Below are 22,460 nucleotides of genomic sequence, written 5' to 3'. Positions count from 1 at the left end.
CCGGCATCCTCATGCTGCTGTCGCTGCCGTGGTTTCCCAACGTCATCCAGGCCTGGGGCAACAACCTTGTCGCCACCGCGATCCTCGCCGTTACGCTCGGCTGGCACATCCGGCATCCGCCCGATGCATCAGCACGGTGAACGGCAGGAACAGCCACATGAAGTAATATTGCCGCGCCAGCGGCGAGGCCACCGTCATCAGGCAGAACAGGATGCCGAGCTCCTCGGCATCCGAGCGCGCGGTTCGCTTGCGTGCCGACGGCATGACGGCGACAAAGCCAAGCCCGAGCAAGACCGATATCAACAGCACGATCCGGTTCGCCGTGCTGTAATCGACGTCGATGACGTTCATCGTGCGCGGCGGCTTGCTCGGATCTTCCAGATTGTAGTTGATCGGCCGGACCAGCCGGTGCGTCACCGCGATGAGGGACTGGTTGACCCACGACCAATTCTGCTCATCGCGCTGGCCGAACCCCTTTTCCGAGCTCGAGGCCACCATGCCCTGATACCAGGTGTTGAGCTCGGCGGCGTTGCGCTCGAAGCCGCGGATCGGCGCCGGCACGACATAGAGCAGGATGCCGATGAAAGCGATCATGCTGAGGACGGCCGCCCATTGCCTCCGCCAGACCAGATAAGGCAGCACCGCGACCGGAAACACCTTGATGGCGGTGGCGAGGGCGAACATGAAGCCTGCGAACCAGGGCCGCCGATGTTGAAGGCACCAGAACCCATAGAGCATCATCGCCAGCAGAACGAGGTTCGGCTGGCCGAGATCGAACATGTCGAACACGAAGGTCACGGTGGCGAATGCCGGCAGTGCTTCCAGCCACGGACCGGGCTTGCGGTCCGAACCGGTCATCGCATTGGAGAGAATGCCCGTGTACCACCACGCCACCCCATTCAGGAGCGACAGCACGAGGTAGAGCGGGACCTTGCCGAACCAGCTCGGGATCGCCAGCAGGATCGCCGGCAGCGGCGGATAGATGAACTCGAACTGCTGACGGAGGTCGCTGGGATAGAGCGGACCGCCATGCAGCACCTGCTGTCCTGCCCAGTACCACAGCGCATAGTCCTTGGTCTTGCCGTGGCCGAATATCTCGGGACCCAGCACATCGGCAGTGAGGATGGCGCAGCAGAGCAGAAACAGCAGATCGAGCGGCGCGCGCAGCGACGGAGGGCGCAATGCGCGAGGTTTTTCTGATGGATTTGAGGGTGTCACTTTATGTCCAGTCGGAAACAAACTGCACGTAGCAGACCGGCGGGCGCTTGGAGAGCCCCCCTCACCCGAATTTGTACTCTGGCAAACCTGCCGCTTATCGCGCCACCGGAGGGGGCTCGCGGACCAGTGGCCCGCAATCGGGCGTTCTGCCTACCTTCGCAGCAGTCCGCCGAGCGCACCACGGACCAGCGCGCGGCCGACCGAGCCGCCGAGCTGGCCGCCGACCGATTTGCCGAGATCGGCCACGACGCCGCCGACCACCTTGTCGGTCACCGTGCGCGTGACGTCGCGCGCGATGCGCTGTCCCGTCGTCAGCCGGTTACGCCCGGTATTGGTGCCGAAGATGGTGCCGACGATCGAGCCGATCTCGCCGAGAATGCCGCCGCCGCTTGCTCCCGCCTGACCGTCGGCCGACGCGGCCGTGCCGGCGATGCGCTTCTGCAGGATCTCGTAGGCGGATTCGGAATCGATCGCGGTGTCGTATTTGCCCTTGACCGGGCTCGCATCCATGATCGCCTTGCGCTCCTCCGGGCTGACCGGCCCGATGCGGGCCGAGGGCGGGCGGATCATGACACGCTCGACCATCGCCGGCGTGCCGTTGCCTTCGAGGAACGACACCAGCGCCTCGCCCTTGCCGAGCTCCATGATCACCTTGGCGGTGTCGAGCTTCGGGTTGGGCCGGAACGTCTGGGCGGCAGCGGCAACCGCCTTCTGGTCGCGCGGCGTGAAGGCGCGGAGCGCATGCTGCACCCGGTTGCCCATTTGCCCGAGCACACGGTCGGGCACGTCGATCGGGTTTTGCGTGACGAAATAAACGCCAACGCCCTTGGAGCGGATCAGGCGGACCACCTGCTCGATCTTGTCCATCAGCGCCTTCGGTGCGTCATTGAACAACAGATGCGCCTCGTCGAAGAAGAACACCAGCTTTGGCTTCGGCAGGTCGCCGGCCTCGGGTAATTCCTCGAACAGCTCCGACAACATCCACAGCAGGAATGTCGCGTAAAGCCGCGGACTCTGCATCAGCTTGTCGGCGACCAGGATGTTGACCATGCCGCGGCCGTCGCGGTCGGTCTTCATGAAGTCCTTCAAGGTCAGCGCCGGCTCGCCGAAGAATTTGGTGCCGCCCTGGTTCTCCAGCACCAGGAGCTGGCGCTGGATGGTGCCGACGGTGGCCTTGGTGACGTTGCCGAAGCCCTGAGCTGCCTTGCGGATCGGCGCAAGCGGATCCTCCTCCGCGTCAGGCCCTTTCTTGCCGCTGTCAGGCACGATGGCGTCGAGCAGCGCCCGCAAATCCTTCATGTCGATCAACGCAAGGCCATTGTCGTCGGCGACGCGGAAGGCGACATTGAGCACGCCCTCCTGCACGTCGTTGAGATCGAGCATGCGCGCCAGCAGCAGCGGCCCCATCTCGGTGATGGTAGCCCGCACCGGATGGCCCTGCTCGCCGAATACGTCCCAAAACACCGTCGAGAACTGGTCGGGCTGGAAATTCAGCCCCATCTCGGCGGCCCGCTTGAGGATGAAATCCTTCGCTTCCCCGACCTCGGAGATGCCGGAGAGGTCGCCCTTGATGTCGGCTGCGAACACCGGAACACCGGCTCGCGCAAATCCTTCCGCCATCACCTGCAGCGTGACCGTCTTGCCCGTTCCGGTCGCGCCGGTGACGAGGCCGTGGCGATTGGCGAGCGCCAGCGTCAGCCAGGCCAGCTCGTCTCCCTTGCCGACGAAGATCTTGTCGTCAGTATCGCCGAGCTTGTTGTCCTGCGCAGTCATCACTCTCTCTATCGTTTGTTTCGGGTATTGAAACGCAAGCCGCCAGTTCCGTAGTTTAACGCAGGTCGCGAGGCGAATGAAACCGTTCAAGGCGATGCCGACCTGCGACATCATCGGGGACTACGCGCGCGGCATGCGCCAAAAGTCGGAAGCGCATAGTCGCACCGCGGCAATTTTTCACCGATTTCTTCTCCCCTCTTGCATCGCTGCAACACTTCTCGCGTCTTCGGGAATGAATCGGAACGTCGCGTGCGTTCATCGCTTGTATTTCACATCACACCGGCTCAAGATCGTTTTTCGAAATAATACTCCGGAATGCAAACCGGCTGAGGGGCGGGTCAATATGGACGAACTGATCGGGCGGCTGGCGACAAACGCCAGCATAGATAGTGCTGTCGCTGAAAAGACCGTCGGCATTATCCTGGGTTTCCTTCGCAGCGAAGGTCCGTCCGACAGCGTGCAGGCCCTGATCGACCAGATTCCGGGTGCAGAAGGGGCGATCGAAGCATCCAGGAGCGGCGGGGGCCTGTCACGGCTGATGGGCGGCGGCCTGATGGCCGTCGGCACGCGCCTGATGGGCCTGGGTCTCGGCATGTCCGACATTCAGACCATTGCCCGTGAACTTTTTCGCTTCGGTCGAGACAAAATCGGAGCGGATCAGATGGGCAAGATCATCGCAGGGACGCCAGGCCTCAGCCAATTCGCCTGAGCTGTCGTATTTATACCGAGTATCATGACATATCCGATCTCCGAGATTGAGGGCCTGCCGGCCTTTGCCGCCAACAAGCTGAAGGCGCACGGTATCCGCACCACCGACGCGCTGCTGAACGCCGCAAGCACGGCCAAGGGCCGCAAGGCACTCTCGGCCAAGACCGGCATCAGCGAGCAGCAGTTGCTGGAGTGGGCCAACGTCTCCGACTACATGCGCATCCCCGGTATGGGCCGGGCCAAGGTCGGCCTGGTCCGCGCCGCCGGCGTCACCACGGTGCGCGAACTCGCCTATCGGAACCCAGCAAGGCTGGCACAGAGCATGCGCGAGGCGAACGACCGAAAGAAGCTCGTCCGCATCCTCCCCTCGGAGAAGTCGGTCGGCGACATCATCGCCAAGGCCAGGAAGCTGCCGCCGAAGATTACGTATTAGGCGCTTACATACGAACCAACGTGCTCCCCCCGTCATCCTAAGGCGCGAGTGGCGTGATGCGAAGCATCGCGCCGGGAGCCTCGAAGGATGCACGGCCATGCTGCCGCCACGCGGAGAGAGCCGGGCCGTCGCCCTTCGAGGGCCGCTGAAGAAGCGGCCGCCTCAGGGAGACGGCGATAGAGCAGCGCTCATACAGCCCCCAATCCCGTCTTGACTCGCCCTGCCCGACCGCGCAAAGCGGGCCGCATGAATGCATCGCCCTCCCCAACCGTCCCGCCGGCCGGCTCGGCCGGGCCTGATGTGCTGCGGACGCTCGTGAGCCGGCCGCTGCCGGCGGTGATGGGCGTGCTCAACGTGACACCCGACTCTTTCTCCGACGGCGGCGATTTCATCGCACCGGACCTCGCGCTGGCGCGGGCCCGCGCCATGATCGCGGCCGGCGTCGACATCATCGATATCGGCGCCGAATCCACCAGGCCCTACAAGGGCGCCCAGCCGGTCACGGCGGCGGACGAACTGGCACGACTCAAACCGGTGCTCTCGGCCATCGTGGCGCTGGGCGTGCCGGTTTCGATCGACAGCATGAAGGCCGACGTCGTGGCCTTTGCGCTGGACCAGGGCGTGGCGATCGCCAACGACGTCTGGGGATTGCAGCGCGATGCCGGCATCGCGCCGCTGGTTGCCGCACGCGGAGCCCCCGTCATCGTCATGCACAACCGCGAGACCGTCGAGTCCGCCATCGACATCGTCGCGGAAATGAAAGCATTTTTCATGCGCTCGCTGGACATCGCCGCAAGAGCCGGCATCGCCCGCGACAAGATCGTGCTCGATCCCGGCATCGGATTCGGCAAGACCGCCGAGCAGAGCATGATCGCACTGGCGCGCTTGCGTGAGCTCGACGTGTTCGGCCTGCCGATCCTGGTCGGTGCCTCGCGAAAACGCTTCATCGCCTCGGTGTCGCCGTCGGAGCCGAAAGAGCGGCTCGCCGGCTCGATCGCCGCGCATCTGATCGCTGCGCAAAAGGGTGCAAAGATCATCCGGACTCATGACGTCGCCGAGACCTTGCAGGCCCTGCGGGTCGCCAACGCAATCGAGAGCAAGCAATGACCGATACGATCTTCGTCACCGGCCTGTCGATCCATGCGCGCCATGGCGTGATGGACCACGAGACCGAAGTCGGCCAGCGTTTCGTCATCGACCTCGAGCTATACACCGATCTGTCGGAGCCCGCGCGCAGTGACCGTCTCGCCGATACCGTCTCCTATGCCGAGGTGGTGGCGACCACGACGGCGGCGTTCAAGAATACCAATTACAAGCTGCTGGAACGCGCGGCGGGTGCAGTCGCCGACGCCATCCTGTCGCACTTCCCGCGCATCCGCGCGGTGAAGATCACCGTGCACAAGCCACATGCGCCGATCGCCGCGATCTTCGATGACGTCGGCATCATGCTGACGCGCTCGCGGCATCCCTGATATGGGAAACGTGCTGATCGCACTCGGCGGCAATCTCGGCGATGTCCGCGCGACATTCAGAAAGGCCATCGCCCATATCTGCGGCATCGCACAAGCCACGGTGATCGCGCGTTCGTCGGATTACATCACCCCGCCCTGGGGCGATGCGGACCAGGATCCCTTCATCAACGCCTGCGTCGAGATCGAGACCGACCTGGATCCGCACGCGCTCTTGTTCGTCATGCAGAAGATCGAACAAAAGTTCGGCCGTGTCAGGGACAAGGAGCGGCGCTGGGGTCCGCGCACGCTCGATCTCGACATGATCGCCTATGACGACGTATCGCTTCAGAAACCCGACCTGACCCTGCCGCATCCGCGCCTGTTCGAGCGCGCCTTCGTCCTGGTGCCGCTGGCCGAAATCGCCGGGGATCGCGTGATATCGGGCATCCGTGTGCGCGACGGCCTCGCCGGCGTCTCGACCCAAGGCATTGAGCGGCTTCCCGATACCGGTTAACCAAAAACAACCGTTTGCAGGGACGGCGCGCCGTGGCAATTTCGCCTGCGCATAAGAAGATATTCGGGAGCCCTTGGCCGTATGACCTCCGTGACTGACGATCTGCCGCTGGCGGCCGATTTTCCCAACGCGACGGACGCGGATTGGCGCAGGCTGGTCGACGGCGTGCTCAAGGGCGCGCCGTTCGAGAAGCTGGTCGGCAGGACCTATGATGGTCTTAGGATCGAGCCGCTCTACCCCCGCGCCAAGGGCGTTGCGCCGGTGGCGGGACGAGCAGCGGCGGCACCCTGGCAGATCATGCAGCGGATCGACCATCCCGATGCAGCGGCCGCGAATGCGCAGGCCTTGCAAGATCTGGAGAACGGAGCAACAGGACTTGCCCTGGTGTTCGCCGGCGCCAACGGCGCTCGCGGCTTCGGCCTGGAACCTTCGGCCGGTGCGGTCGCGAAAGCATTGAAGGACATTCATCTCGATGCTGGCATCGGCATCGAGCTCGAGATCGGTCCACAATCGCGGATGGCTGCGATCCACGTCGCGGAATATGTGAAGAGCAACGGTCTCGATCCCGCCGCCTGCAATATCCGCTTCGGACTCGATCCGCTCGCGGCCGGCGCGGTGTGGGGTCATAGCCCCTACACTTGGGACGAGATCGTTCCAGCCGTCACGGGCGGCATCAAGGGCCTTGCCGCGCTCGGCTTCAAAGGGCCGTTCGCGTCCGCTGACGGGCGCGTAATCCACGATGCCGGTGGCTCCGAGGTGCAGGAACTCGGCTTCGTGCTCGCCTGCGGCATCGCTTACTTACGCGCGATCGAAGGCGCCGGCATTCCGCTGGAGGCTGCGCAAGGCATGGTCTATGCCCGGCTTGCCGCGGATGCCGACCAGTTCCTGACCATGGCCAAATTCCGCGCGCTGCGGCTGTTGTGGGTGCGCATCGAGACAGCGTGCGGATTGACGCCAAAGCCGCTGTTCATCGCCGCCGATACAGCCTGGCGCATGCTGACGCAGCGCGATCCCTATGTGAACATGCTGCGCGCAACCATCGCGACATTCGCGGCCGGGCTTGCCGGTGCCAATGCGGTCACCGTGCTTCCGCATACGTTGGCGCTCGGCCTGCCCGATCCGTTCGCGCGACGCGTGGCGCGCAATACGCAGCTCCTGCTGCTGGAGGAGAGCAATCTCGCCAGGGTCAGCGATCCGGCCGCCGGCTCCGGCGGCATCGAGACGCTGACCGCGCAGCTGTGCGAAGCGGCCTGGACGCTGTTCCAGGAGAGCGAGAAAGCCGGCGGCGCTTTCGCCGCGCTTCAGCACGGCGTGTTCCAGAGCAAGGTCGCAGCCACGCGCAAGGCGCGCGATGCCAATATCGCAAAGCGCCGCGACGTGCTGACCGGCGCCAGCGAGTTTCCGAACCTGCATGAGAGCGACACCGCGGTGCTGAAGGCAACGCCGGTTACGCTCGCGCCCTATGGCGAGCAGAAGTACAAATTCGATGCGCTGCCGCCGATCCGGCTGGCGGAGCCGTTCGAGGCGCTGCGCAACAAATCAGATGCGGCGCTGAAGGCGCGCGGAGCCCGGCCAAAAGTGTTTCTGGCCAATCTCGGCACGCCCGCCGATTTCACCGCGCGTGCGACCTTCGCAAAGAGTTTCTTCGAGGCCGGCGGCATCGAGGCCCTCGACAGCGAGGGCTTTGCCGATCCGGCCAAGCTTGCGGCCGCCTTCAAGGCCTCCCGCGCCGAGCTCGCCTGTCTTTGTTCCAGTGACAAGGTCTATGCGGAACAGGCCGATGCCGCCGCGAAGGCCCTGCAAAGCGCTGGCAGCAGACATATCTATCTCGCAGGCCGCCCGACCGATACCGAGGCGGCGCTGCGGGCTGCCGGCGTCACCGGCTTCATCTTTGCCGGGGCCGACGCGCTTGCCACGCTGCAGGAGGCCTATCGACGGATGGAGCAGGCATGACCGAAGCAGGCAAACCAGTTCTCACCGGCGGCTGCCAGTGCGGCGCCGTGCGCTTTGCGATCTCGGCAACGCCGAACAAGGTGTCGATCTGCCATTGCCGGATGTGCCAGAAGGCGAGCGGCGCGCCGTTCGCCTCCTTCGCCGACATCAACCGCACGGATTTCGCCTGGACCAAGGGACAGCCGTCGTTCTTTCGCTCCTCCACGATCGCCGACCGCGGCTACTGCGCCGCCTGCGGCACGCCACTGAGCTTCGGCCGCATCAACGGCGACCGGATCGAGATCATGACCGGTGCCTTCGACCGACCAGACCGGCTGGTGCCGACCCGGCAATACGGAACTGAATCGCGCCTCGGCTGGGTGGTCGGCATCTCCAACCTGCCGAGCCAGACCACGCAGCAGAATTACGGACCGGAGAAGATGGCGACCATCGTCAGCCACCAGCATCCGGATCATGATTGAGCGTCTATGATATGGTTGAGACCATGAGCCGCATTCCAAACTTTGCAGACATTGCCTTCGAGCGGACCGCCGCCGCCGCACCGTCAGGGAGCGCCGAGCCTTGGCTGACGCCCGAAGGCATCGTGGTGAAGCCCGCTTACGGCGAAGCCGATCTCGCCGGGCTCGACTTCCTCGAGACCTATCCCGGCATCGCGCCGTTCCTGCGCGGACCCTACCCGACCATGTATGTCAACCAGCCCTGGACGGTCAGGCAATATGCCGGCTTCTCCACGGCGGAGGATTCCAACGCGTTCTACCGCCGCAATCTTGCGGCCGGACAAAAAGGCCTCTCGGTCGCCTTCGACCTCGCCACCCATCGCGGCTATGACTCTGACCACCCGCGCGTCGGCGGCGACGTCGGCATGGCCGGTGTGGCGATCGATTCCATCTACGACATGCGGACGCTGTTTGCGGGCATTCCGCTCGACCAGATGAGCGTGTCCATGACCATGAACGGCGCGGTGCTGCCGATCCTCGCGCTCTACGTCGCAGCCGCCGAGGAACAGGGCGTGCCGCCGGAGAAGCTGTCAGGAACCATTCAGAACGACATTCTGAAAGAGTTCATGGTGCGCAACACCTATATCTATCCGCCCGCGCCCTCGATGCGGATCATCTCTGATATCTTCGCCTACACCTCGCAGAAGATGCCGAAGTACAATTCGATCTCGATCTCCGGCTATCACATGCAGGAAGCGGGCGCGACGCAGGATCTCGAGCTCGCCTATACGCTCGCCGACGGCGTCGAATATCTTCGCGCCGGACTTGCCGCCGGCCTCGACGTCGACCGCTTCGCCCCCCGCCTGTCGTTCTTCTGGGCGATCGGCATGAACTTCTTCATGGAGGTCGCCAAGCTGCGCGCGGCGCGCCTGCTCTGGGCGAAGCTGCTCAAGCCGTTCAACCCGAAGGACCCGCGCTCGCTCTCGCTGCGCACGCACAGCCAGACCTCGGGCTGGTCGCTGACCGCGCAGGACGTGTTCAACAACGTGATGCGCACGACCGTGGAAGCCATGGCGGCGACGCAAGGCCATACCCAGTCGCTGCACACCAATGCGCTCGACGAGGCGTTGGCGCTGCCGACCGATTTCTCGGCGCGCATCGCCCGCAACACCCAGCTGTTCCTGCAGCAGGAGAGCGGCACCACCCGCATCATCGATCCCTGGGGTGGCTCATACTATGTCGAGCGGCTGACACGCGATCTCGCCGCGAAAGCGTGGGGCCACATCCAGGAGGTCGAGGAGCTCGGCGGCATGGCCAAGGCGATCGAGGCCGGCGTGCCGAAGCTGCGCATCGAGGAGGCTTCCGCCAAGACGCAAGCCCGCATCGATGCCGGCAAGCAGGCCGTGATCGGCGTCAACAAGTACAAGCCGACGGACGAGGCGCCGATCGATATCCTCAAGGTCGACAACACCAATGTCCGTCGCCTGCAGATCGACAAGCTGACGCGGCTGAAATCCGAACGCAACCAGAAGGACGTCGATGCCGCGCTCGCCGCGATCACGCGTTCGGCCGGCGAAGGCAACGGCAATCTGCTGGCACTCGCGATCGACGCGGCGCGCGCGAAAGCCACCGTCGGCGAAATTTCGGACGCGATGGAGAAGGTGTTCGGCCGGCACCGCGCCGAGATCAAGTCCATCACCGGCGTCTACAAGCGGGAGGCGTCCAGCATGGGCAACCAGGTCGAGAAGGTTCAGGCGCTGATCGATGCCTTCGAGGAGGCGGAAGGCCGCCGCCCGCGCATCCTGGTCGCCAAGATCGGCCAGGACGGCCACGATCGCGGCCAGAAGGTGATCGCATCGGCCTTCGCCGACATCGGCTTCGACGTCGACATCGGGCCGCTGTTTGCAACCGCCGACGAAGCGGCGCGGCAGGCGGTCGAGAACGACGTCCATATCCTCGGCGTCTCTTCGCTGGCCGCAGCTCACCTCACCGCGGTGCCCGACCTCAAGGCCGCGCTAAAGAATCAGGGCCGCGAGGACATCATGATCATTGTCGGCGGCGTGGTGCCGCCGCAGGATTACGAGGCGCTCTATGCGGCCGGCGCCGAAGCGATCTTCCCGCCCGGCACCGTGATCGCAGAGGCGGCCGAGGAGCTGATCCGCAAGCTCAACGCCCGGCTCGGGCACAGCGAGGCGGCGGCGTAATCCGCCGCCCTCGGCCTTCCGGCATCAAACCGGCGAGCGCGCTGCCGCGACCAATCCTCACGTCCCGGCGTCCGCACTTGCGCGTTCTGCGCCGGTTCATCTGGCGGTCATTACCCTCGTGGAGACATCGGCGCCGCCGCGACGGCGGAGGGAAGCAGGAATTGATGGACCTTGAAGTGACATATCATCGTGCAAATTTGCGGGCCGGGTTGCTCGCGATGTTTTCTGCCATCGTCATGATCGGCCTGGCCTCTCCCTCCCTCGCCGCCGATCCCAAGCCCGACGCCGTCGTCAAGAACAGGAACATCGACGCACGCGTCTTCCTCGACGGCAAGATCAAGGCCGATGCGGCGCTGTCGGCCGACTGCCTCGCCGAAGGCAAGAAGTGGCTCGACAAGAACGCGGCCGACGCGGCCGCCTCGCGCAAGGAAGATCCGCAATTCTTCAAGGACGGCGGCTGGGATTTCGAGCGCAAATATTCGATCCGCTCCGTCGTTGCCGAGCGCTATGTCAGCGTCCTGCGCGACGACTACATGGATACCCGTGGCGCCCATCCCAATTCGGACGTGAACACGGTGCTGTGGGACAAGTCCGAGAACAAGCGCATCTCGATCCGCCCGTTCTTCACCGAGACCGCCGACAACGGCGCGACCATGAAGGCGATGGTGAAGGCCATCATCGCCTCGCTGAAGGTCGAGAAGAAGAAGCGCGACAGCAGCGAGACTGCGACCGAGGAATGGTTCAAGGACCTCAAACCGAGCCTGCTCAAGATCGGCGCCGTCACGCTCGCGCCGTCGACCGAAGCGGGCAAGAGCTCCGGCCTCACCTTCCACTACCCGCCCTATGCGGTCGGCCCCTACGCCGAGGGCCAATATGTCGCATTCGTGCCGTGGGAGGCATTGAAGCCCTACCTCACGCCTGAAGGTGCTCGCATTTTCGGCGGTGCGCGGCCCAACGGCGACGCCGAGGAGCAGCAATAGCGAGGAAACCCGTTGCTCACAGCGCCGCAGGGCCGCCGCTTGCGACATCGGCGCAAAGCCGCATAACATGGAACCCCCACACCAGCCCGATTCCCGAGGGCGCCGCCGGGATCATTGATGTCAGGGATCACGCGCCGCGTTTTTGCGGCCTCTTCGGTGGCTGCCGCCACCTCAGCTTTTCTCACGCCGGCACGTGCGCAAGCCTATCCGGCGCGGCCAGTGACCTTGATCGTGCCCTGGGGTGCGGGCGGCGGTTCGGACGCGACCGCGCGCATCATCGCGACGCTGCTGGAAAAGGAGTTCGGCCAGCCGTTCAACGTCGTCAATCGCACCGGCGGATCCGGCGCCGTCGGCCATGCCGAGATCGCGGCCGCGCAGCCGGATGGCTACACGATCGGCATGCTGACCGTGGAAATCGCGATGCTGCATTGGCAGGCCCTGACGCAGCTGACGCCGCGTGACTTCACCCCGCTGGCGCTGATGAACGAAGACCCGCCAGGCATCCAGGTCTCCACGTCCTCGCCGTACAGGACGGCGAAAGAGCTCGTGGATGCCATCAAGCTGGCGCCACCGGGACGCTTCAAGGCCTCGGGCACCGGACAGGGCGGCATCTGGCATCTCGCGCTGGTGGGCTGGATGCAGGCGATGGGATTGCCGGCCAACCAGGTGGCCTGGTCGGCGTCGAATGGCGCAGCGCCAGCCATGCAGGATCTCGTTGCGGGCAGCCTCGATCTCACCACCTGCTCGGTGCCGGAGGCACGCACCACCATCGAGGCCGGCCAGGCGCGAAGCCTTGCAATCATGGCGCATTCGCGCAATCGGATCTTTCCTGACGTTCCGACGCTGAAAGAGACACTCGGCGTCGACTATTCAACCAGCTCATGGCGCGGCATCGGCGCCCCCAGGGGCCTCGCCCCTGATATCGCCATCAAGCTGACCGCCGCCCTGAAGAAGGTGTACGATTCCCCTGCATTCAAGGACTTCATGACCGGACGCGGCTTTGGCACCGTGTGGCGCGACGCCGGCCAGTTCGATGCCTTCATGGACCAGGCGGATCGCCAGATGGGGCAGGCCATGAAGGCGGCCGGTTTTGCCAAAACCTGATTTACCGAGGCCTGATTCACCAAGCCCTGAGGGGCCCTCGCCTGCCTGCTTGCGCCGTTGTAAAGCAGGGCATGGTCGAGAAGAAGACTCCGCTGGATATCACCTCCCTCGCCCGCGACGTACGCGCGGGCCATCGCGCGGCGCTGGCGCGGGCCATCACGCTGGTCGAGAGCCGCCGCAGCGACCATCAGGCGCTGGCGCGTGAACTGGTGCAGCAATTGCTGCCGAACACCGGCAAGGCGGTTCGCGTCGGTATCACGGGTTCGCCCGGCGTCGGCAAGTCCACCACCATCGACGCGCTGGGTTCCTATCTGATCGAGCAGGGCAACAAGGTCGCGGTACTCGCGGTCGACCCGTCCTCGGCCCGCAGCGGCGGCTCGATCCTCGGCGACAAGACGCGGATGGCGCGGCTTTCGGCCTCGGCCGACGCCTTCATCCGCCCCTCGCCGTCGTCAGGCACGCTCGGCGGCGTTGCTGCCAAGACGCGCGAAGCCATGCTGCTGTGCGAGGCGGCCGGCTTCGACGTCGTGCTGGTGGAGACCGTCGGCATCGGCCAGTCCGAGACAGCCGTTTGCGACATGACCGATTTCTTCCTCGCCCTGATGCTGCCCGGCGGCGGCGACGAGTTGCAGGGCATCAAGAAGGGCCTGGTCGAGCTTGCCGACATGATCGCGATCAACAAGGCCGACGGCGACAATCTCAAGCGCGCCAACGCCACCGCTGCCGACTATCGCGGCGCGCTGCATATCCTCAGCCCGCGCTCCGAGCATTGGCATCCGCCCGTCGTCACCTATTCGGCACTGGCCGGCACCGGCATCGCAGAACTCTGGCAGAAGGTGCTCGATCATCGCAAGGCGATGACTGCATCAGGGGAGTTCGCCGCGCGGCGGCGCGAGCAGCAGGTGAAGTGGATGTGGTCGATGCTGGAGCAGCGCATGCTGGCGCGGCTGCGCAGCGAGGCCTCGGTGCGGGCCAAGGTCAGGAAGATCGAGGCTGACGTCGCCGACGGACATCTCACCCCGGCGCTCGCCGCCGAACAGATCCTGGAGTTGCTGCAATGACGCCAAAGCTCCGCATTCTCCTCACCGGCTTCGGCCCGTTTCCCGGGGCGCCATATAATCCGACCCAACCGCTGGTGGCGCGGTTGGCACATCTGCGCCGTCCGGCGCTCGATGATGTCGAGATCTCGCGCCATATCTTTCCGGTGACCTACGCCGCGGTTGACCGGCAATTGCCTGACGTGCTGGCAAAGGTGAAGCCGGACGCGCTCCTGATGTTCGGCCTCGCGGCGCGCACGCCCTACCTGCGCATCGAGAGCCGTGCCCGCAACGCCGTCACCATGCTCTGGCCGGATGCCGCCAACACCCGCTCGAGCAAGCGCGGCATCGCCGGTCACGCCGACGCCATGAATTTCGGCCCGCACACGGCACGATTGCTGCGCGCCGCGCGCCTGACCGGCATCGATGCGCGGCCCTCACGCGATGCCGGCGCCTATCTCTGCAACTATCTGAGCTGGCGCGCGATCGAGAATGTCAGGGCGGGTGGACCGAAGCTGGCCGCATTCATCCACATTCCGCTCCTGGCGCGCAGCGGTGCTGTCCGGCGCAAGGGCGCTCCACGCATCACGCTGGAGGAGCTGGTGGATGCGGGGGAAGCGATGCTGATGGCGATGGTCGGGCTGGCAAGGAAGGCGCGGAACACGCAGGCCTTGCGGTAAACATTTAACCCTACCGCGAACAATCCCGACGAGCCCGTCCGCCCTGCGCTACCTAACCTGTCGCGGACACCCTCCCCGCGTCCGCCGAAGGACGCGCCATGGACCTCAATCGCCGTCATCTCATCGGAGCTTCGACCGCCGGCATCGCCGGCGCGCTCGCCATGCCTGTTGGCGCCGCGCGCGCAGCGCCGCTGACCGCGTTGCTGGGACGCGATGCAACCCAATATGGCGTACGACCCGGCGCGAGCGAGGACCAGACGCGCGCGCTCCAGCGCGCCATCGACGAAGCTGCGCGTGCGCAAATGCCGCTGGCACTCCCGCCCGGAATCTACCGCACCGGCCTGCTGCGGCTTCCGAACGGCGCGCAGCTGATCGGCGTGCGCGGCGCGACCAAACTCGTCTTCAGCGGCGGAGCTTCCGCGATCCAGAGCGAAGGCTCCGATGCGATCGGTCTCACCGGCATCACCTTCGACGGCGGCGGCATTCCGCTGCCGACGCGGCGCGGTCTGATCCATGTCCTCGGCGGGCGCGACGTCCGCATCACCGATTGCGAAATCATCGGCTGCGGCGGCAGCGGAATCTGGCTCGAACAAGTCTCCGGCGATATCTCCGGCAACATCTTCACCAACATCGCGGTGACGGCGGTGGTCTCGTTCGACGCCAGGGGCCTCAGCGTCTCCCGCAACACGATCGTCGGCACCAACGACAACGGCATCGAGATCCTGCGCACCGCGATCGGCGATGACGGCACGCTGGTGGCCGACAACCGCATCGAGGACATCAAGGCCGGCCCCGGGGGCTCCGGCCAGTACGGCAACGCCATCAACGCCTTCCGCGCCGGCAACGTGATCGTGCGCGGCAATCGCATCAAGAATTGCGACTACTCCGCGGTGCGCGGCAACTCGGCCTCCAACATCCACATCACCGGCAATAGCGTCAGCGACGTGCGCGAGGTCGCGCTGTATTCGGAGTTCGCGTTCGAGGCCGCGGTGATCGCCAACAACACCGTGGATGGTGCCGCGGTCGGCGTCTCCGTCTGCAATTTCAACGAAGGCGGCCGTATTGCGGTCGTTCAAGGCAATATCATCCGCAACCTGATCCCGAAGCGCCCCATCGGCACTGCGCCCGACGACGACGCCGGAATCGGCATCTATGTCGAGGCGGACAGCTCGGTCACAGGCAATGTGATCGAGAACGCGCCGTCCTACGGCATCGTCGCCGGCTGGGGCAAATATCTGCGCGACGTCGTGATCTCGGGCAACGTGATCCGCAAGGCACTGGCCGGCGTCGGCGTCTCCGTCGTAGCAGGCGCCGGCACCGCACTCGTCAACAACAACATGATCTCGGAAACCCCGCGCGGTGCCGTGGTCGGCCTCGATCATGCGCGAGCGGTGACGGCAGACCTGTCGGCGGAAGGCGCACAACGTTTCGTGCAAGCGATGGTCGGCGGGAACGCCGTGCGACAGTAGGTGCCCGGCAACTGCCCTAGAACGCGTTCCTGAGCAGCGGGTATTTTGCCTCCAGACCGTCGAGGCTGAAGGTGAATTCGACGACGCGCTCGGGGGCCGCGACGATTTCCTCGGCTGGCGGGCTGAATTGCGGCAGAAGCATCGCCATTGCGGCTGGCGCCGGTGGCTTCACTGCGGGCGCCGCGGCGGGCGGCACTGCAGATGTGACGAACGGCGGCAGCACAGCCGGCGCGGTGCGCGGTGCAGCCGGGGGGGACGCGACGGGCGATCTCACCTCAGGCACGGCAACCTGCGCCCTCGCTGCGGGTGCCTTGAGCGACGGCATCTTCGCGGGCGCGGTGAACGAGGCCATCAGAGCGGCCACCTCGGCCGTTGGTGCGGCAACCGGAGCGATCGGCGCTTCGACGATCTCGGCAAGGACGTTCGGCTCGGGTTCGAGCCTGACCGGAACGGACGTCTCGGGCGCGATGTGCACCGCCTTCGGCTGCATGGTCTGGGCCTGCTCGCGCGGGAACACGCGCGGCATGGTCGCCGGCGACCAGCCGAATGCGGAGGTCACGCTCGCGGCGGCCGCGGCGACGTCCCCGCCGGTCGCAAGGGCGCGCCAGGTCTCGACCGCGCGCTTGGCTTCCTGGATGTTTTCGAGGAATGCAATTTCGCTGTGATAGCGGCGCCAGCGTCCGGTCTCGAACATTTCGGACAGATGCTCCAACCGTTGTTCGGCGAGAGCGCACCAGCGCGCCGCAAGCTCGCGACCGGCAGCCGCGGTACGAACCGACTCTTGGCGATGTGTCATAAACCAGCCCGTCAGGAGAAAATACGGACGCGACGCAACGCACACGAATCAATTTAGAAGCGACATGAATATTTTGTGGAAAAGATTTGACTTGTCCAGCAACGACACGGCTCTCGTCATGAAATACCGTAGTCGTGCGGAGTTTTCAGGGATTTGCGAGTCAAGCTTTGCACAAGCATAGCGGGCTTGCCGGGCGCCGGTGCCGAGTCCTGGTGGCGATCGCACTCGCGGCTTCAACCGCAAGCTGATCTCACACAACGCTTCAAGAAATCGGATGCTCAAAAAGAAAAGACCCGTCCGGGGGGACAACCGGACGGGTCGAGCCATATGGGCGCTTGGGGTGGATGGGCGCTCGCGCCTGATATGACTGATGGGGAGGGATGACCGCTCCCACATTATTTGGTCGTGGCAGCTGGCTGAACGTTCAAAGTGGCGTTTGAATTTTTAACCTTTGGCCGCCGCGCAATGTCGTCGCAGGCGCTATCGCGCCGCCGGCCTATCTGCCTGAGAAACCGCGGATTTATCGTCCACGCTCGACAGCGAGGGCTGCACGATCGCGCGGACGCCGGGGTCGTCGCGGCGCTTGTCGGCATCTTCACGTTTAGTTGTACCTGATGCAGATGCGACCGGCGTTGTGCCATCGGTGGGAACGGCCGTCACCGCGGCAAACGCATCGGCCTCGCCGTCGCCATAGAGATCATCACGCCCGGGTGAACCGAGGTCGCGCGCGGTCTTTGCCAGCGTCATCCGCAGCGCTTCCGGCTTCAGGGCGTAGTTGCGTTCGAGCAGCAGTGCCGCGACGCCGGAGACATAGGCGGCCGAGAACGAGGTTCCCGACGTGATCTGGTACTTGCCGTCGGGTGCCGGCAGGAAGATGTCGACCCCGGGCGCAGCCAGCGCGATGTAATTGCCGCGGTTGGACGCGGTGAACAGCCTGTCCTGCTGGTCGGTCGCGCTGACCGCAATCACATTGGGGTTGGCGGCGGGATAGAGCGGCGGCGATTTGGCGCCGGCATTGCCGGCGGCCGCGATCAGTACCAATCCGCGGGCGGCGGTCGCCGCGATCGCGCGCTCGATCACCGGGTCCTTCGGACCGGCAAAGCTCATATTGACGATCTGGGCGCCATGCTCGGCGGCATAATTGAGCGAGCGCAGGATGACGTAGGACGAGCTCTCGGCGCTGCCGGTGGTACCGCCGAAGGCCCTGATGGCGATGATGCGCGCCTCCGGCGCGCTGCCCATCAGCTTGGCATGTGCCACGATGGCCCCGGCAATGCCGGTGCCGTGAAGATGGGGCGCCTCGCCGCCGCCGAGCGCGTCGAAGACGTCGGCAATGGAATTGGCAAGCTCGGGATGCCGGGAGTCGATTCCGGAATCGATCACGGCGACGGTGACGTTGGTGCCGTGCGCCAGGGTGTGCGCCTGCGGCAGGCGCAGCTTTGACAGCGCGTATTGCGCCGGATCGCCCTCGGTCGGCACGGCCGGCTTCTGATCCTGAAGCAGATAGCGGAAGTTCGGCTGAAGCGAGCGCACGCTGGAATCGGCCGCGAACTCGCGCCGCACCGTCTCGGACGAACGTCCGTCGGTGATGCGGAACAGGCCGACCGTGGCCCCGATCAGCGGGACATTCTCCGAAGCGACGCGGGTCAGGCCGTGGCGCCGCGCGAGCTCGTCGGCTTCGGCGCCCGACAGCGCGCCGTCGATCTCGGCGACGAATTCGCCCGCGAAGCTGCGCGAGCCGATGGCGGCGGGCGGGTTGTTATCCCGTCCTTTGCCGGTGCTCTTCTTGCCTGATTTGCCGGAGCCGTCACCGCTCGCATTTGGCTGACCGAGGCACTCACCGTCGGCGTCGCGATATGGGGCGGAGCACGACGGATAGAGGTTCGGCGAGTAGTGCGCATAGGGCAGCACCGTCGTAGGCGCCAGCCGTGCCGAGATATGAGGCGCCGGCACCACGCGCGGACCGCGATCGACGCTCATGGCGCGTGCCGCGACGTTCGGGGAGATCGTGGGCGTGCGCGAGGGAATGTTGATCGTGGGCGTGCGCATGATCGCCTGGGCGTGCGCGACCTCGATCCCGAGGCAGGCGGCGAGCAGGAGCATGGCTCCGGCCGACGAAGCATAGGCCCCGGCCCGCGATCGACTCTCAGACTTGCGCATCATTGGTGCGAAGGCGGGTTCAGGGCGCCGCCACGGCGAGGGTGACAAACTTCTCGCGCTGCATCCTGGCGAGCAGCGCGGCGAGCTCGTCCTGGCTCATCGCCTTGTCGAACTGGAGGCGGAACATACCACCCTTGGCATCGCCGATGATCGAGGCCTGGTAGCTGTCGAGCAGCGCCGTGATGTCGGCGACGCGCGCCTCGGGCGTGAAGCGCACCAGCGCCCGTGACGGCGCAGCCGCCCCGAGCTCGCGCGTGATCGGCGCGCCGGTCGAGAGCGATGCGGTCTGGTAGGTCGCGGGCTGGCTCTTCATCAGCACGGCGCCGATGATGCCGGCCTGGAGCACCAGCGCGACGGCGCCGAGACTCGCGGACCAGGCCAGCGTGCGCGGCGACAGGCTGGCGAAGAACGTGGCAATGCGTGCCGACAGCGGCAGCGAACCGGTCGCCCGCGCCGGCTCGGCGTCGATCGCGGCGAACAGCTTTTGCATCGCGCGCGCCGAGGGAGCACCCAGGCTCTCGTTCAGGTGGATGGTCTCTTCATACTCGCCGCGGATCGCCGCATATTGTTTTGCGAGCTCCGGATCGCTGGCAAGCGCTTCCTCGACGCGGCGCGCATCGCGCGCGTTCAGCGTGCCGGCCGCGTGCCAGGGCAGCAGCATCTCGATTTCACTGGGCTCTTGCTCCAGCATCTTCTTGCTCAAAGCCATCATGGCCAGCCTCGCTCAATGCCGGCTGCCTTCAGCAGTTCGGCCAATTTCTTGCGCGCATAGAACAAGCGCGTCTTCACCGTGTTCTCAGGGATCCCGACGATTTCGGCCACCTCTTCCACCGATTTCTCGTGGTAGTAGACGAGGTCGACGATTTCGCGGTGGTCCGGCGAGAGGCCCGTCAGACACTCCCGCAACGCTTCACTGGTATCCTTCTTCTGCACCGCCGTTTCCGGATCGTCGGATGAATCCTCGATCGCGTTGGCGGCTTCGTCGTCCAACTCAAAATCCTTCCTGCGCCGGAGCGCAGACAGGGCCTTGAATCGGGTGATTGCCAAAAGCCAGGTGGAAACAGCGGACCGGCCCTCGAACTTGCCGGCCTGACGCCAAACGTCCAGAAACACCTCGCTGATGAGGTCTTCCGCCGTCTGCTCGTCCCGCACGAGCCTGAGCCCGAACCTGTAGACCCTGACATGGTGCCGCCCGTACAGCACCTGCATGGCGAGCCGGTCACCTTGGGCGATCCTGGCGATGAGGACCTCGTCCGTAGCCGCCTGTGTCACGCTCAAAGGCCGTCTCGCAAGATTGGTCGGGTCGATCCGGCGGCGGGTTCGACGGGAGATGCAAAATTATTCAACCTACCGCAGTCATACGGGAACGTGTGTGATCTACCCCACATACGCGCAGTTTCCTGGTCCCACCCGTGGCGGTTGGTTGTTTCGCTAAAGAAAGGTAACATAGTATGGAAACACTCTCTTCGGACTTGCCGTTGGACCCGGCACAGACGGCCTGATCAGGGTCGGTCCATAACATGACCCCGTGCAGCTTATGTCGCACGGCGCCGGCTTTGGTCCGCGATATCGACTGCGATGCCTAACTGGCTGCAAAATTCCATGCGGCTGGAGCCCCTCACCCGCGCGGCGTCCCCTCGGATTCGGTTTGCAAGGATACCAAACCTAAAGGCTTGCCACGTAGACTTTTTCGGCTGACATCGACCCATTGGCAGGACCATGAGCACGGCCGCGACGTCCTTTCCGGAGAGGAGTGCCGCTGAGACCGCGGATATCGTCCTTACGCCCGAGGCGGCCGCGCCGGCGGTGCTGGCGCGTCGGATCCGGCAGCGCCGGCAGATGTATATCGGCCAGGTCGCGAGCTATTCGCTCGGCGCCTTCGTGCTGCTGCTCTACGCTTATGACGGTGCCGTTGGCATCAACGTTCCGTCGCTGTTCTGGGTTGGCGGCCTCCTGATCATCGGCATCTTCGTGGTGATGTCGGAGGCCGGCGTCGGCGACAGACACAGCGATCATTACCTCACCGTCTTTCAGATCTCGGCGCATATGGCGCTGCAGTTCGTGTTCCTGGTGTCGGTGCCGACGATCGGGATCGCCTTCATCAGCGTGCTGTTCCTGATCTTCGCATTCGGCACGCTGCGCATGACTTCGGCCCAGGCGATGCTGACCTGGGCATTTGCGACCGTCGCGCTCGCGGCCGCGTTCCTCGGCTCCGACCTGCCGATCGGCATGCCGGTCGCGACAAGGCTGCAGCGGATCGCCTCGATGCTGTGCTTCGTGCTGGTGATCGGCCAGTGCGCCTTTCTCGGCCTGTTCGGCGCAACGCTGCGCAAGATCCTGTACCGGCGCAGCATCGAGCTCAAGGCCGCCTATCAGCGCATCGAGGAGCTCGCCGAGCTCGACGAGCTGACCGGCGCCTACAACCGCCGTTGCATCATGCGCCTGCTCGACGCCGCAATGGAAAAGTCGCGGCAGTCGGCCACGCCTTGCGCCATCGCGCTGATCGACCTCGACTGGTTCAAGGGCATCAACGACGCCTACGGCCATCCGGTCGGCGACGAGGTGCTGCGGACCTTCGCCATCACCATCTTCGCCAACATCCGGCCCGACGACCGCTTCGGCCGCTATGGCGGCGAGGAGTTTCTGCTGCTGCTGCCCGGCACCGCAAGCGAGGCCGCATCGCGCATGCTCGAGCGGCTGCGCAGCATCGTCGCCGAGCTCGACTGGAGCGCATTCTCGCCCGGCATGAGCGTGACCATTTCCGCCGGCGTCGTGACGCTGCGCGACACCGATACTGCCGATATGTTTCTCGCACGCGCCGACAGCGCGCTGTATTCCGCCAAGGCGCAGGGGCGCAACCGCATCGCTACGAGCTGACCAATTCATTGCTGCCGGCGCGAGAGAAAATGCGCGCCGGACCGAACGCTCCAGGACAGGGCTATGAGATCCAGATCCGCCAATTCATCCGAGAATCTGCTTGAGGAATTGCAGACCGCGCTCGCGCACGGCACCGTTGCGCGCCGCGTCGAGACGCTGCGCCGCGTCACCGATCTCTTCGTCGGCAACGCCGTGGACTACTCCGACGACCATATCCGCGTGTTCGACGACGTCTTCCAGTGCCTGATCGGGCAGATCGAGACATCCGCGAGGGCGCTGCTCGCCGAGCGGCTCGCGCCGATCGGAGCTGCACCGCCCCAGATCATCCGCACGCTCGCGCTCGACGACGTCATCGAGGTCGCCGGCCCCGTGCTGTCGAAGTCGGAGCGGCTGGACGAGACCACGCTGATCGAGATCGCGCGCAGCAAGAGCCAGGCCCACCTCAAGGCGATCTCGCTGCGGCGGGTGCTGTCGGAGGCGCTGACCGACGTCCTGGTGACGCGGGGCAATGACGACGTGGTGCAATCGACCGCCGCGAACCCGGGCGCGCGGCTCTCCGAGGACACTCTCGCAGACCTCGTCACCCGCGCCGAACGCGACGACGACCTTGCCACCTGCATCGGCCTGCGGCCCGACCTGCCACGGCATCATTATCTGAAGCTGGTC

The 22,460-nt window shown here is 65.2% G+C and carries 21 protein-coding genes; 15 read left to right on the top strand and 6 right to left on the bottom strand.

What is annotated here, in order from left to right; genetic code table 11:
• Window positions 1-90: 90 nt before the first annotated feature.
• Entirely contained in the window at window positions 91-1,218 is a 1,128-nt protein-coding gene (locus G8O24_RS40040) for a glycosyltransferase family 87 protein (RefSeq protein ID WP_368736646.1), read from the bottom strand.
• A 150-nt stretch (window positions 1,219-1,368) separates the two neighbouring features.
• The gene (locus G8O24_RS40035; protein ID WP_188107999.1) at window positions 1,369-2,991 is read right to left on the bottom strand and encodes a helicase HerA-like domain-containing protein; all 1,623 of its coding nucleotides are present in this window, start codon (window positions 2,989-2,991) and stop codon (window positions 1,369-1,371) included.
• Window positions 2,992-3,334: 343 nt separating this feature from the next.
• On the opposite strand from G8O24_RS40035, the gene G8O24_RS40030 reads away from it, so the two are divergent.
• The 13 genes from G8O24_RS40030 (at window position 3,335) to G8O24_RS39970 (ending at window position 15,961) form a co-directional block, all read left to right on the top strand.
• Window positions 3,335-3,700, top strand: a complete 366-nt coding sequence (locus G8O24_RS40030; RefSeq protein ID WP_057753036.1) for a hypothetical protein — start codon at window positions 3,335-3,337, stop codon at window positions 3,698-3,700.
• 24 nt (window positions 3,701-3,724) lie between these two features.
• Complete coding sequence (locus tag G8O24_RS40025; RefSeq protein ID WP_188107998.1) at window positions 3,725-4,132, top strand: DUF4332 domain-containing protein; 408 nt, start codon at window positions 3,725-3,727, stop codon at window positions 4,130-4,132.
• Between the two features lie 246 nt (window positions 4,133-4,378).
• On the top strand, window positions 4,379-5,239 hold the full coding sequence (folP, locus tag G8O24_RS40020) for a dihydropteroate synthase (protein WP_188107997.1): 861 nt from the start codon (window positions 4,379-4,381) through the stop codon (window positions 5,237-5,239).
• Window positions 5,236-5,604: a dihydroneopterin aldolase gene (folB, locus tag G8O24_RS40015; RefSeq protein WP_063690939.1), complete on the top strand. Its 369-nt coding sequence runs from the start codon at window positions 5,236-5,238 to the stop codon at window positions 5,602-5,604. The genes folP and folB overlap by 4 nt, the downstream gene beginning before the upstream one ends.
• A gap of 1 nt (window position 5,605) precedes the next feature.
• Complete coding sequence (folK, locus tag G8O24_RS40010; protein WP_188107996.1) at window positions 5,606-6,097, top strand: 2-amino-4-hydroxy-6-hydroxymethyldihydropteridine diphosphokinase; 492 nt, start codon at window positions 5,606-5,608, stop codon at window positions 6,095-6,097.
• 81 nt (window positions 6,098-6,178) lie between these two features.
• Window positions 6,179-8,050 carry a methylmalonyl-CoA mutase family protein gene (locus tag G8O24_RS40005; RefSeq protein WP_188107995.1) on the top strand — a complete coding sequence of 624 codons (1,872 nt, stop codon included), beginning with the start codon at window positions 6,179-6,181 and terminating at the stop codon, window positions 8,048-8,050.
• A complete protein-coding gene (locus G8O24_RS40000; protein WP_188107994.1) occupies window positions 8,047-8,511 on the top strand; it encodes a GFA family protein in 465 nt (154 codons plus the stop codon). The genes G8O24_RS40005 and G8O24_RS40000 overlap by 4 nt, the downstream gene beginning before the upstream one ends.
• 23 nt (window positions 8,512-8,534) lie before the next feature.
• Entirely contained in the window at window positions 8,535-10,691 is a 2,157-nt protein-coding gene (scpA, locus tag G8O24_RS39995; RefSeq protein WP_188108000.1) for a methylmalonyl-CoA mutase, read from the top strand.
• 218 nt (window positions 10,692-10,909) lie between these two features.
• Window positions 10,910-11,671 carry an RsiV family protein gene (locus G8O24_RS39990; protein WP_188107993.1) on the top strand — a complete coding sequence of 254 codons (762 nt, stop codon included), beginning with the start codon at window positions 10,910-10,912 and terminating at the stop codon, window positions 11,669-11,671.
• Between the two features lie 117 nt (window positions 11,672-11,788).
• Entirely contained in the window at window positions 11,789-12,775 is a 987-nt protein-coding gene (locus G8O24_RS39985; RefSeq protein ID WP_188107992.1) for a tripartite tricarboxylate transporter substrate binding protein, read from the top strand.
• 71 nt (window positions 12,776-12,846) lie between these two features.
• The gene (gene meaB, locus G8O24_RS39980; protein WP_188107991.1) at window positions 12,847-13,836 is read left to right on the top strand and encodes a methylmalonyl Co-A mutase-associated GTPase MeaB; all 990 of its coding nucleotides are present in this window, start codon (window positions 12,847-12,849) and stop codon (window positions 13,834-13,836) included.
• Entirely contained in the window at window positions 13,833-14,492 is a 660-nt protein-coding gene (locus G8O24_RS39975; RefSeq protein WP_188107990.1) for a pyroglutamyl-peptidase I, read from the top strand. Before meaB ends, G8O24_RS39975 begins: the two co-directional genes overlap by 4 nt.
• A gap of 98 nt (window positions 14,493-14,590) precedes the next feature.
• On the top strand, window positions 14,591-15,961 hold the full coding sequence (locus tag G8O24_RS39970) for a TIGR03808 family TAT-translocated repetitive protein (protein WP_188107989.1): 1,371 nt from the start codon (window positions 14,591-14,593) through the stop codon (window positions 15,959-15,961).
• 16 nt (window positions 15,962-15,977) lie between these two features.
• Here the strand turns inward: G8O24_RS39970 and G8O24_RS39965 are convergent, their stop codons facing one another.
• From G8O24_RS39965 to G8O24_RS39950, 4 genes are all read right to left on the bottom strand, one after another.
• On the bottom strand, window positions 15,978-16,757 hold the full coding sequence (locus G8O24_RS39965) for a TIGR03809 family protein (RefSeq protein WP_188107988.1): 780 nt from the start codon (window positions 16,755-16,757) through the stop codon (window positions 15,978-15,980).
• Between the two features lie 480 nt (window positions 16,758-17,237).
• Window positions 17,238-18,920 carry a S8 family serine peptidase gene (locus G8O24_RS39960; RefSeq protein WP_188107987.1) on the bottom strand — a complete coding sequence of 561 codons (1,683 nt, stop codon included), beginning with the start codon at window positions 18,918-18,920 and terminating at the stop codon, window positions 17,238-17,240.
• Between the two features lie 16 nt (window positions 18,921-18,936).
• Entirely contained in the window at window positions 18,937-19,629 is a 693-nt protein-coding gene (locus tag G8O24_RS39955; protein ID WP_188107986.1) for a hypothetical protein, read from the bottom strand.
• Complete coding sequence (locus G8O24_RS39950; protein WP_188107985.1) at window positions 19,626-20,195, bottom strand: sigma-70 family RNA polymerase sigma factor; 570 nt, start codon at window positions 20,193-20,195, stop codon at window positions 19,626-19,628. Before G8O24_RS39950 ends, G8O24_RS39955 begins: the two co-directional genes overlap by 4 nt.
• A 441-nt stretch (window positions 20,196-20,636) precedes the next feature.
• On the opposite strand from G8O24_RS39950, the gene G8O24_RS39945 reads away from it, so the two are divergent.
• Together G8O24_RS39945 and G8O24_RS39940 are read left to right on the top strand one after the other, a co-directional pair.
• Window positions 20,637-21,794: a GGDEF domain-containing protein gene (locus tag G8O24_RS39945; RefSeq protein WP_188107984.1), complete on the top strand. Its 1,158-nt coding sequence runs from the start codon at window positions 20,637-20,639 to the stop codon at window positions 21,792-21,794.
• A 63-nt stretch (window positions 21,795-21,857) separates the two neighbouring features.
• Window positions 21,858-22,460 (top strand): DUF2336 domain-containing protein (locus G8O24_RS39940; RefSeq protein WP_188107983.1); only part of this gene is annotated, 603 nt, incomplete at its 3' end.

Origin of the sequence: Bradyrhizobium campsiandrae (assembly GCF_014529705.1) — a bacterium.
In the GTDB taxonomy this organism is placed as follows: domain Bacteria; phylum Pseudomonadota; class Alphaproteobacteria; order Rhizobiales; family Xanthobacteraceae; genus Bradyrhizobium; species Bradyrhizobium campsiandrae.
This window is presented reverse-complemented; position numbering and strand designations above follow the sequence as displayed.